The sequence below is a fragment of the Hwanghaeella sp. 1Z406 genome, assembly GCF_048892425.1.
GTDB lineage: Bacteria > Pseudomonadota > Alphaproteobacteria > UBA8366 > Aestuariispiraceae > Pacificispira.
On the sequence record NZ_JBLZHU010000014.1, the window covers coordinates 43303 to 54447 of the forward strand.

Sequence of the window (11145 nt, forward strand, 5' to 3'; positions counted from 1 at the left end):
ATTGAAGACATTCGGCCGCTCTCCCCCTCCTAACACAGTGGGAGAGCGGCCGGTTTCCGCCTGTATCAGAGCGTGCAGTCGGTGGTCGGGGTTGTCAGGCTCTTGGCGGCCGTGTCGATCACAACATTCTGGCCGTTCTGCACCTCCAGGACGTAAATGTCCTGCACCGGATCGTGGTTCCGGCTGAAGGCCATTCGGCCACGCGGGCTATCCAGTGCGATACCGTCCAGAGCACGGGACAGAGCTTCTTTGTCCTCGGTGTTGCCGTCGGTGGTCTTAAGCGCCTCGACGATCGCCCGGCCACTGTCGTAGCCTTGAACCGCATAAAGCGACGGTGCCGAGCCGTAACGGTCCTGAAAAGCCTGCCGAAAGGCGGTGTTCTGCGGATTGTCCAGGGTTTCCGCATAGTGAAGGGTGGTTCGAATGCCCTCGGAGGCCTCGCCTTGAGCCGGGCGGACGTCACTGGTCGTCAGGAAACCGCATCCGTAAAGCGGGATATTACCGTGAAGGCCGAACTGGCTGTACTGCTTGACAAATTCCACCGCAGCGTTGCCGGCGAAGAAGCAGAACACTGCCTCGGCCCCGGAATTGCGGATCTGCTCCAGGAATGGCGCATATTGGATCTCCTTGAGGTCCGGCAGAACCTCGCCAGCGATCTCGCCGCCCGCCTCCTGGAAACTCTCGGAGAAATGCTTCAGCATAAGTGTACCGCCGGCATAATTCGACGCCGCCAACATCACACGGCGGATGCCTTGCTTGTACATCCAGGTGCCCATCGGCGCGCTGACCTGCCAATTGGAGAAGGAGGTTCGGTAAATGAAGGGCGAGCACAGGCCCTGCGACAGCCCGTCATGGCCAGCATTGGCGACGATCAGATGCGTACGTCCGTTATGCGCGACATTGCGAATGGCTGCCGCGACGGCGCTGGAAACCGGACCGACGAGAAAGTCGACGGCTTCCTGCTTCACCAAACGATTGGCACCCTGAATCGCCGTCTTCGGATTGACTTCGGTGTCCTGTTTGATCACTTCTACGGAGCGACCGGCAACCGTGCCTCCTTCCTCGGCCAAGGCGAGTTCTAGACCTTGGGCGATCTCTTCACCCAGTTTCGCATAGACGGACGAAAAGGGCAAAATCAGGCCTAGCTTGAGCGGCGTCGCCGCCCAGGCCGGATACACATTCGGAATGATACTCCCAGCGGCGGCCACGGAGCCCGCCGCGAGAAAACCGCGTCTTGAGATTGTGAACATTTCTTCCTCCCTTGGGTTTTTGGTCAGCACTCTTCCATCGTCGACCCGCTTGGGTCATCCGTCGGACACCACTTCCGGCTCATTCTTGTGAGACGGTATTCGTCAATCTGCGCTACTACGCGGCCTCGATTTTTGAACTCAGCTCCCGCAGTCGGAAGCGCTGGATCTTGCCTGTTGCCGTCTTCGGCAGGTCAGGTACGAATTCGAACCGGGCTGGGCATTTGAAGCGGGGTAGCTTGCTCTTGACGTAATCCTTGATCTCTTCCGCGAGGGCCGCGGAGGCGCACACCCCTTCCCCGGTCTTGCGCAGCACGACGTAGGCGGCGGGACGAACGAGACCGTCGGCGTTCGGTGCGCCGACGATCGCACATTCCTGTACGACGCTATGCTCGGTGATAATGTTTTCGATTTCCGTAGGCGAGACCCAGATCGCTCCGATCCGCAGCATGTCGTCGCCGCGCCCGACGTAGAACAGATTTCCTTCGGTATCCTGGTAATATTTGTCGCCGGTGAAGACGCCGCCGTCGCGCATTGTCTCCGCCGTCTTCTCCGGCTTGTTCCAGTACTCCAACGCCGCGGTCGGGCCTTTGGCGAACAGGCTGCCAATCTCGCCTTGCGAAACGGGTTTGCCGTCCTCGCCCAGCAGCACGGCCTCAAACCCGGGTACGGGCTTGCCGCAGGAACCGGGGACGACCGCACCGGGCCGGTTGACGATGAACATATGCGTCATCTCGGTCGTGCCGACGCCGTCCAAGATGTCTAGGCCGGTCAGTGTCCGCCAGCGGTTGAGCAGGGTCGGCGGAAGGACTTCGCCACCACTGACGCAAAACCGCGTTCGGGAACATGCCTCGGCGATCTCGGCCGCGCTCAGATGCTCCTCGGCATAGGCAATCATGCCAGAGAATAGGGTTGGGACACCCATGAAGACGGTCGGGCGATGCGTGATCCATTCCCGCCAAACACTTTCTGGTTTGATCGGTGCGCTAGTACAGACCGTTGTCGCCTTAGCCTTCAGCGGGAAATAGACCTGATTGCCTAAGCCATAGGCGAAGAACATCTTCGGCGGACACAGGATGACATCGTCTTGGCAAATGCCCTGCATCGGCAGCCCGAAGAGTTCGCAAGCCGAGAACATATGCTGATGGGTGTGCACGACCCCCTTCGGGCTGCCGGTGCTGCCGGAACTGTAGAGCCAAAAAGCGGTGTCATCAGGTGCGCAATTGAAGGTACCGCGAGGCTCTGTGGGATCGGCCCGCCGGTCGTCGAGACAGGAATACCCGTCGATCCGGCCCCGGACGGTCATGATGGCCGGGTTGTTCCGCAACTCGCCGATGGCGGGGAGCATTGTCTCGAAGATATCCGCTTCGACTAGCAGCACCCGTGAGCCGCTGTCGTTCAAGTAATAGATGTAATCCTTCGTCGTGAGATAGGTGTTGAGCGGGACTGGGATGATGCCCTCTTTGATCGCGCCGAAGAAGAAGGCCGGGAAATCCAGCCCGTCGCGCATACACAGCATAATCCGGTCGCCTGGACGGGCGCCGAGGCTGCGGAGAATATCCCCGGCGCGGTCGATATGCTCCAGAAGGTCGCCATAGCTGTGCGCGCGCCCATCCGCGATTAGACAGGGCTTGGCAAGGACCTCGTCGTCCAGGCCATCGAAAATATAGTCGACAACATTGCCTTTGAGTGTGGCGAGCATAATCAGAACTCCTCCCTATTCCCATCACCTTATTCTAATTTTTTTACGCTTGAATAAACTTACATATAAGTAAAAAACTTTGTCAAGAGGGTTGTTCTACGATCTATCTGTGATACGAATTTCTTACACCTTCTGTTCAATAAGTCCTGATTATGTTATATATTACAATATGGTAAGCGAAAAAAACTATCGATAAGTGACTGAGCTCTGTAGTGCGTGTCCTTTATGAGATAGGTGAAGATCAATAAATTTAAGAATTTTATATTGACAAAATTTACGCTATAGTAAATTAATTAAATCTCACTTTAGGAGACCCTAAATGAATATCGAAAAACAGGGGATGGTGTTCCCACCCTATACGGTCGCGCCGGACCGGCGCCTAGCGGAGCTGTTCGCGCGAGGTATCGGCGTTGAGGGGGTGCCGGAAAGCGTGCCGCCCACCTACATGATCTTTCTGCGTGGCGAGTCCATCGGCGCGAATCTGTTCGAGGAACTGGATATTCCCCGGCAGAAGGCACTGCATGGCGGCCAGCGTTACGACTGGGTGCGCCCGGTTAAATGGGACGAAACCCTGCAAGTAACCGCCCGCGTGAAAAGTATCATTGAAAAACAGGGCAAGTCGGGACGGGTTTGGTTCGCCGATATCGAGTTTGCCTATGACGACATCCGCGGCCAGCGGGTTCTGACCGAAATCACGCGGCTGATAGAGAGGGAATGAGATGGAACGCTTTTCGACCGGCGCCATAGTTCTGGATACTGTCGTTCAAGGTGCTACCCGCGACCGGATCGCGTTGTTTTCGCAAGGTACGGAAGACCCCAACCCCATTCACACCGACAAGGCTTTTGCGGAATCGGCGGGATTTCCAGATGTACTGCAACAGGGACCTATGACCACCGCGCATTTCGCGCGCCTCCTGACGAGGCGGGCAGGTCCCCTGAATAGCCTGGACATTACGTTCAAGGCTCCAGTTTTCCCGGAGGAGGATCTTCATCTGACTGCTAAAGTGGATTCCGTTGCATCGGACGGTCTGGTGACATGCACCCTCGCGGCAGTAAAGGACGACGGCACAGTAACGGCAGTCGGTACCGCGACATGGAAATGAGCGAAACAACGACCAGTAACGACAGAACTGCGTTCGCAACAGCTTCGGCGGTCGTGCCCGTCATGGTGGCGGGGGGGTGTGTCGGTCCTTTCGGACGGAAGTCGACGCAGTCCCTCGGCATGATCGCCAGGCCTGTGGTTCGTGATGCGATCGCCTCTAGCGGGTACGACTTTGACGACATTCAGGCCGTCTTTGTCGGCAACGCCTTCGGTGGTGCATTGACAGGTCAAGAGTCGATACTGGGCCAAGTTCTTATGCGCGACCTTCCGCTGAACGGCGTCCCGGTGCACACGGTTAAGAACGCCTGTTCCAGTGGATCGGATGCGGTGCATTTGGCCTGGAGCGCCATAGCCCACGGTCAGTACGATTGCGTACTCGTGCTTGGGGCGGAGAAGCTGATACACGAGGATCGGCGCCTGCCCTTCACGACCCTAGCGACGGCAACCGATCATAAGCCTGGATCGGAGGGACGGTCAGTCTTTATCGACGTCAATGTGAAGCGGGCGCAGGACTATATGGAAACTTTCGGTGCGACGCCGCGTCACTTCGCGCTCTGCGCATCTAAAAACCGGTTCCATGCTTCGCTCAACGAAAAGGCCGCGGTGCGCGAGCCGATGTCTTGGGAAGTTATCCTGGCCGATCAGGTCGTTCTGGAACCGCTGACGCGGGCGATGTGTGGCGGCTTGGTGGACGGTGCGGCGGCGGTAGTTCTGGTATCGGACCGGTTGTATCGCCGGCGCGGTTATGGCGGTGTGCGAATTTCGGCCTCCGCAGTGACATCGGCCGTGCCGAACCCCGATGCGGTTGGCAGCGCGACGGCGCGGGCCGCCAAGCTCGCGTTCGAGCAAGCCGGCATCAATCCCAAAGATGTGTCTCTCGCCGAAGTACATGACCCGACCGCGCCGCAGGAATTCTTTGATATCGAGGAACTCGGCTTATGCGGTCGAGGCGAGGCGATTGATCTTGTTGAACAGGGTGAAACGACGCTCGGTGGACGTCTACCGGTGAATGTCAGCGGCGGGCTTACCGCACGCGGGCATCCGGTCGGCGCAACCGGGGTTGCGCAGATTGTTGAGATTTCCGAACAGTTGTTGATGCAGGCCGGAAAGCGACAGGTCCATAGGGCGCGGATTGGTTTGGCCCAGATGGCGGGCGGACTGCTTGGACCGGATTCGGCGGTGTCGACGGTTCATTTGTTGGAAAAGATTTAACTTAGGGGTTGGAAATGAAGTTTCCCATTCAAGATACCTATCAATTGTATATTGGTGGCGACTGGCAAACGTCTGCCTCCGGTGAAACGCGCGAGATACTCAGCCCACTTACAGGGGAAAAGATCTGTCGCGTCAGCGAGGCGAACGAATTCGATGTCTCCGCCGCTGTGATGTCCGGAAAGGCGGCCTGGCCAAATTGGTTCATGAGCGGCCCTCGCAAGCGGCAGGCTGCGCTGATGCAGGCTGCTGACCGTATCCTTGAGGAAGCGGAGCGTTTCGCTTGGCTTGAGACGCAGAACACGGGCAAGCCCTGGCGTGAGAGCTTGGCAAATGTGCGAACGGCCGTCGACCGTCTTCGTTACTACGCAGGGGCAATCCGTGTCTTAGAGGGCAATCTGCAGCAGGTTTCCAGCGATGTGTTGAGCATGAACATGCGCGAACCGCTCGGCGTCATCGGCATTATCGGCGCTTGGAATTTTCCGCTCAACATGTTCCTCGGCAAGATCGCGCCGGCCCTCGCGGCGGGAAACGCCGTCGTCTACAAACCCGCCGAACATACGCCGCTGTCCACGCTGGAACTGGCGCGATTGCTGGGCGAGGTGTTGCCGGCTGGTCTGGTAAATGTTGTTACCGGGCCGGGAAGAACGACAGGTGACGCGCTTGTTAACCACCCGGACATTCGTAAGATCACGATTACAGGCTCGGTCGAAACAGGCCGCCGGGTGATGGCTGCAGCGGCAACGTCCACCAAGCAGGTCACGCTTGAACTCGGCGGCAAGAATGCGCAGATCGTCTTCCCCGATGCCGATTTGGACAATGCAGCGCAGGGAGTCCTGCTTGGCGCGTTCCTCAATCAGGGGCAGGTTTGCACCTCCGGGTCGAGAATCTTCGTCCACCGCTCGGTTAAGGACGCTCTGTTGAAGAAAGTATTGGAGCTTGTTCCGATGCTGCGCTGCGGCGATCCATACGAAAAAACCACCAATGTGGGCTGCATCGTGTACCGCGAACATCTGGACCGCATCCTCGCTGCTATTGAAAAGGGGCGTCTTGAAGGGACGGAAGTTTTGACGGGCGGAGCGGTGCAGGACATATCGGGCTATCCGAACGGCCTGTTCGTTCAGCCGACCCTTTTCGGGGAAACTGATAACGCTTCGACCCTCGCCACACGCGAAATCTTCGGTCCGGTTGCCACAACCCATGTGTGGGACGAGGAGGAAGAAATGCTCGGCCTCGTCAATCATCTTGACTACGGCCTCGCGGCCGGTATCTGGACCGAGAATCTCGGAACAGCACACCGGACGGCGCAGGCGGTGGAGGCGGGCCGGGTTTGGGTGAACTGCTACAATCTATTCCCCTCCGGTGCCGCATTTGGCGGGACAAAGGCCAGCGGATTCGGACGCGAGGATTCTTTCGAAACCCTACTCGCCTTTACCCAGGTGAAGAACGTGATCATCGACAACAGTAGGAAGCACCGCACTTTCTATTAACCAAATTGTACTGAAAGAAGGAGACGTATCATGCAAAATCAAGTTTTTGGAGAAGCCGGTATTGGTAATGTGACTCTGGACAACTTTCTATCCCAGGATCAAGAATTTCAGGAATTGCAACTCAACTTGATTGCGATCCATGTGGTCAGCGAGGAAGTCGGCGCGGACAAGTTTGAGGAAAGCATCCTCCGTGCGCCGGATCCAAACAACAAAATGCGCATGGCAAAAACGGTGATGGAGGAATACGGCCATCACATCCGCTATCGCGAACTTCTCGACGAACTAGGTTTGGATTGGCGCGAAGTATGCGCGGAAAAAGCACACCTTACTACCTTCGATACGTCGATCGATACTTGGGCAGATCAGATGGCCTTCTTGGCACTGGTCGACCGGGCTGCCGCGCATCAGTTTCGACACTTCATTAAATCCCCGTATCAGCCATTCCGAGAAGCCAGTCAAAAAACCTTGAATGAGGAATACGGCCATGTCGGTTTCGGTATGGACGGAATAAAGGAGTTTCTGACCAGGGGCGAAGAGGGGGCCAAGATTGTCCGGCACACAGTATGGAAATGGCTGCCGGTTGCTATTGCCTCTTTTGGTTCGGATCAGTCGGCGACCAACGACCGTTTGCGTTACTGGGGTATCAAAACCCAGACAAACCGAGAAATGAAGCAGGCCTATTATGATCAAGTACGGGCTTTTATAACCAAAGACTGGGGCACAGACATCCCGGATTCCTTCGACGCTTTCCTGGAGGCCGCCGATAACCGCCAGGAAACGGCGGCGGCCTAAACAGGGGGTATCAGATTGTGAGCGCATTCTCCGTTTCTTTCATGGGAAGCGATGTCGTCGCTTCCTGCGACGCCAGCACCACTATTCTTGATGCGTGCATCTCAACTGGCGCGCCTGTGCCTTACAACTGCCGCTCAGGTGAATGCGGAGAATGTCGGGCCCGGCTGATGTCGGGTTCAATCGAGGAAATCCCAGGCGCCGATCCGGCCATATTCAACGATGTGGATCGGCAACAGGGCGACATCCTGACCTGCATGTGTTTCCCGCGCTCGAACTTGGAACTCGACGTGCCACTGAAAAGCAATAAGAACGTCGCGGCCATCGAAACCATTAATACCTTAGTTGAGGGGATAACTTGGCACGGTCGCGAAATTCTGGAGGTGGCGGTATTGCCGCCGTCTCCAATTTCATTTCAGCCAGGCCAATACTTTGACTGGACGATCCGAACCAATGGAGTGAAGCGGTCTTTTTCGGCAGCTAGCGCGCCAGACAGCGAGATGCTTTGGTTTCATATTCGGCTTCATCCAGATGGCATCGCTAGCAATTTTGTCAGCGATGTTCTTCGGGTTGGCGATTTCTTGGAGATTACCGGTCCATTCGGCCATTTTAAGATAAGCGACAATGCGCACAGACCGGCCATCTTCGTGGCTGGAGGAACTGGTTTCGCGCCCATCCGCTCCATCTTGGATGCCGCAGTCAGTCGAAAAGACACCCGCCCCGTCCGATTGTTCTATGGTGCCCGTACTTCGGATTCGCTTTATTGCACCGACGACGCGGACCGTTGGCGGTCGACACTTCCGGATTTCAAGTTCTTTCCGGCTCTATCGGACGAGCCGATCGAAACTGGTGTTGACGCCTTTCGGGGCAATGTAACGGACCTACTCGACAGCGAACTCGGTAGCGAGGTGTTCGGAGCCGAGGCTTATCTCTGTGGACCTCCGCCGATGATCGACGCCGCGATCGACGTTCTGCTCACCAAAGGGATAGAAAAAGAAGATATATTTTATGATAAATTCCTGCCCGCAAAACGCTGATCCCCAGGACGACCTTCGCTCGAAAAGCGTTGTACCGCCTTCAGCGGTGCATAAGGCAGTGATGTCTGATGGAGCGGTAATCTGGCTGCGGAGGTACGGCAATCCCGCTGGACCGCGACTTGTAATGTCTCATGGAAACGGCTTGGCGATTGAGGCGTATGTCTTATTCTGGCGCCAGTTCCTGAACAGTTACGATGTTGTGTTGTTCGACATGCGCAATCACGGCCAAAACCCGCTGCACGAAGCAGCTGGTCATCGATGGAATCGTTTTGTGATCGACATGGAGGAGATCCTGGACGCTATCGACGAGCAATTTGGCGGCAAGCCAGTTGTGGGAGTATTTCACTCGCTGTCGGCCGTGACCGCCGTGAAACATGCGGACCATTATCGGGGACGATGGGAAGGCCTGATCCTATTCGACCCGCCGATCTATCCGCGCCACGGTCATCCGCTACAGCCGGTCGAAGACGCGCATATGCACGATATGGTCCGGCGCGCCAGCCGGCGGCCGTCGCGCTATGACAATCCAGCACTTCTGGCCCAGCAGTTTAAGCGGCGACCGGAATTCCAGGGCTGGGTACCAGGTGCGGCCGAACAGTTGGCCGAGGCAACGCTACGAAGGAATACACAGACCGGTTCCTGGGAGCTTTGTTGCCCGCGTGAGTTCGAAGCCTATATTTATCAAACGAATAATGATCTATCAGTTTGGACTGCGCTCTGTCGGCCACTAAAGGAAACCCCAATAACTATCATCGGTGCCGATCCTGAAATGGAAAATCAACTGCCGTCAGCCAGTATCTGCCGGGCCGTGGCTGAAGAAGCATGCTTACCCTATTGTAGTATCCCCAGGACAACACATTTCCTTCAATTTGAACAACCCGAGTTGTGTTACAAAGCTACTATTGAGGCTTTGGCAGAGGAAACTCGATTGAGGTGTGGTTAGGATGGCGATGTTACGTTAGCCGGTGAGTTGTGGTGCTGATTTGAGATGCACAGATCAATCTATCGCCGCCACTGTTTCCACCCTTCAATCATCCAGATCGCCGTTCGGCTGACCAAGTCACAGAAGTTATTAGCGACTTTTTCTTCCGTCTTAACCGTACACTCCATTTGTTCGGCCTTCTCAGCCACCTAAACAACAATATAATCCCGCGCAGCGTCCGACGTCTTGGCCTCACAATACTCCAGTGTATTGGGTCGGTGGGCAAAATGACGGATCATGCCAAGAGGATCGTCCGTAAGCGCTAGAGCGTGATGATTTTAGACGGAATCGGAATTAGGGGATTCCCTATATCTGCGAATAGTGATTCACCATGGATGCTGGGAAAGGAGGCCAGTATCCATGACGCGACCCTATTCGATGGATCTTCGTGAGCGTGTTGTTTCGGCAGTTGAGGATGAAGGGCAGTCCCGTCGCCAGGCGGCGTTTCGGTTCGGCGTTGGCGTTAGCACGGTGGTCAAATGGCTGCGACGCTATCGTGACACCGGGAGCGTTGCGCCGGATCGGATCGGCGGCTACAAGCCTTCGAAGATTGTCGGCGCGCACCGGGACTGGTTGATCGTGCGCTGCCATACACGGACGACTTCACCCTGCGCGGGCTGGTGGACGAACTGGCCGCGAACGGGGGCTCGATGTCGATTACCGGTCGGTCTGGGCGTTTGTCCATGCGCAGGAGCTCACGCATAAAAAAAGACGCAGGTCGCCAGCGAGCGTGACCGCCCGGACGTCGCCCGACAGCGGGCGCGATGGATAAGCCGTCAGGGCAGCATCGATCCGGCTCGGCTGGTCTTCATCGACGAGACATGGACCAAGACCAACATGGCACCGCTGCGGGGTTGGGCACCGCGCGGCGAGCGGCTTGAGGGCAAGGCACCGCACGGACATTGGCGGACCATGACTTTCCTGGCTGCCCTTCGCCAGGATGGGGTTACGGCACCCTGGCTCATCGACGGGCCGATCAATGGTGAGCGCTTCCGGATTCTATGTCGAGCGCGTTCTCGTTCCGACCCTGCGGCCAGGCGACATCGTTATCATGGACAATCTGGGCTCCCACAAGAGCAAGGCGGTCCGTCAGGCCATCCGCGCCGTCGGCGCAAGGCTCCTGTTCCTGCCCAAATACTCACCCGACCTGAACCCCATTCCCATTGAGCAGCTTTTCTCCAAACTCAAACACTGGCTCAGAAAAGCCAGGAAACGGTCCACCGACGATCTATGCAACGCGCTGGGAGACATCCTCAACTCAATCGCCCCATCAGAATGCCGCAATTACATCGTAAACGCCGGATATGAACCCGTCTAATATCATCATGCTCTAATTCTAAAGCGTCGAAACCCAATACCTGCAGCTTCATTTGTCAGAGCAAAAACCGAATGAATCAGTTCGAACAAGTCTTAGGACAGCGCCTCGTAGTATTTTCCGATGGCCGAAGAAAGATCAGTGCTGGCACTGAAACCGAGATCGTGTTGTGCCCGCTCTGGACTTAGAATACCTGAATAGTTGACACTCGATCCGAGATAATTCAGCCCGTCACCAATAGAGATTTCAGCGTTCGGATAATATTGCCGAAC

At 56.5% G+C, this 11145-nt stretch carries 9 protein-coding genes and 1 pseudogene; 8 read left to right on the forward strand and 2 right to left on the reverse strand.

The genetic code is table 11. The annotated features are described in order from the left end of the window. Positions 1 to 65 precede the first annotated feature (65 nt). Together ACOSDR_RS19755 and ACOSDR_RS19760 are read right to left on the reverse strand one after the other, a co-directional pair. Positions 66 to 1250 carry an ABC transporter substrate-binding protein gene (locus tag ACOSDR_RS19755; protein ID WP_290482096.1) on the reverse strand — a complete coding sequence of 395 codons (1185 nt, stop codon included), beginning with the start codon at positions 1248 to 1250 and terminating at the stop codon, positions 66 to 68. 115 nt (positions 1251 to 1365) lie between these two features. After that, on the reverse strand, positions 1366 to 2949 hold the full coding sequence (locus ACOSDR_RS19760; RefSeq protein ID WP_420726075.1) for a benzoate-CoA ligase family protein: 1584 nt from the start codon (positions 2947 to 2949) through the stop codon (positions 1366 to 1368). Positions 2950 to 3268: 319 nt separating this feature from the next. On the opposite strand from ACOSDR_RS19760, the gene ACOSDR_RS19765 reads away from it, so the two are divergent. The 8 genes and pseudogenes from ACOSDR_RS19765 to ACOSDR_RS19800 all read left to right on the forward strand — a co-directional run bounded on the left by ACOSDR_RS19765 (position 3269) and on the right by ACOSDR_RS19800 (position 10876). Then, positions 3269 to 3667, forward strand: coding sequence for an FAS1-like dehydratase domain-containing protein (locus tag ACOSDR_RS19765; protein ID WP_290482093.1), 399 nt, complete (start codon positions 3269 to 3271; stop codon positions 3665 to 3667). A gap of 1 nt (position 3668) precedes the next feature. Next, a complete protein-coding gene (locus tag ACOSDR_RS19770) occupies positions 3669 to 4052 on the forward strand; it encodes a MaoC family dehydratase (protein ID WP_290482092.1) in 384 nt (127 codons plus the stop codon). Between the two features lie 62 nt (positions 4053 to 4114). Beyond that, the gene (locus ACOSDR_RS19775; RefSeq protein WP_420732313.1) at positions 4115 to 5263 is read left to right on the forward strand and encodes a thiolase family protein; all 1149 of its coding nucleotides are present in this window, start codon (positions 4115 to 4117) and stop codon (positions 5261 to 5263) included. 14 nt (positions 5264 to 5277) lie between these two features. Continuing rightward, a complete protein-coding gene (locus ACOSDR_RS19780; protein ID WP_420732311.1) occupies positions 5278 to 6750 on the forward strand; it encodes an aldehyde dehydrogenase family protein in 1473 nt (490 codons plus the stop codon). Positions 6751 to 6780: 30 nt separating this feature from the next. Continuing rightward, positions 6781 to 7542, forward strand: coding sequence for a Phenylacetic acid catabolic protein (locus ACOSDR_RS19785; protein ID WP_290482087.1), 762 nt, complete (start codon positions 6781 to 6783; stop codon positions 7540 to 7542). A gap of 17 nt (positions 7543 to 7559) precedes the next feature. Beyond that, positions 7560 to 8576, forward strand: a complete 1017-nt coding sequence (locus ACOSDR_RS19790; RefSeq protein WP_290482086.1) for a 2Fe-2S iron-sulfur cluster binding domain-containing protein — start codon at positions 7560 to 7562, stop codon at positions 8574 to 8576. A gap of 124 nt (positions 8577 to 8700) precedes the next feature. Then, on the forward strand, positions 8701 to 9519 hold the full coding sequence (locus ACOSDR_RS19795; protein WP_290482085.1) for an alpha/beta fold hydrolase: 819 nt from the start codon (positions 8701 to 8703) through the stop codon (positions 9517 to 9519). A gap of 399 nt (positions 9520 to 9918) precedes the next feature. Next, positions 9919 to 10876: pseudogene (locus ACOSDR_RS19800) on the forward strand (IS630 family transposase). The last annotated feature ends 269 nt before the right edge of the window (positions 10877 to 11145 follow it).

What these genes read in the sequence shown, in the direction of transcription:
- ACOSDR_RS19795 (WP_290482085.1), top strand. Translation starts at nt 8,701, where the DNA reads ATGTCTCATGGAAACGGCTTGGCGATTGAGGCGTATGTCTTATTCTGG.
- ACOSDR_RS19785 (WP_290482087.1), top strand. Translation starts at nt 6,781, where the DNA reads ATGCAAAATCAAGTTTTTGGAGAAGCCGGTATTGGTAATGTGACTCTG.
- ACOSDR_RS19780 (WP_420732311.1), top strand. Translation starts at nt 5,278, where the DNA reads ATGAAGTTTCCCATTCAAGATACCTATCAATTGTATATTGGTGGCGAC.
- ACOSDR_RS19760 (WP_420726075.1), bottom strand. Translation starts at nt 2,949, where the DNA reads ATGCTCGCCACACTCAAAGGCAATGTTGTCGACTATATTTTCGATGGC.
- ACOSDR_RS19765 (WP_290482093.1), top strand. Translation starts at nt 3,269, where the DNA reads ATGAATATCGAAAAACAGGGGATGGTGTTCCCACCCTATACGGTCGCG.
- ACOSDR_RS19770 (WP_290482092.1), top strand. Translation starts at nt 3,669, where the DNA reads ATGGAACGCTTTTCGACCGGCGCCATAGTTCTGGATACTGTCGTTCAA.
- ACOSDR_RS19775 (WP_420732313.1), top strand. Translation starts at nt 4,115, where the DNA reads ATGGTGGCGGGGGGGTGTGTCGGTCCTTTCGGACGGAAGTCGACGCAG.
- ACOSDR_RS19755 (WP_290482096.1), bottom strand. Translation starts at nt 1,250, where the DNA reads ATGTTCACAATCTCAAGACGCGGTTTTCTCGCGGCGGGCTCCGTGGCC.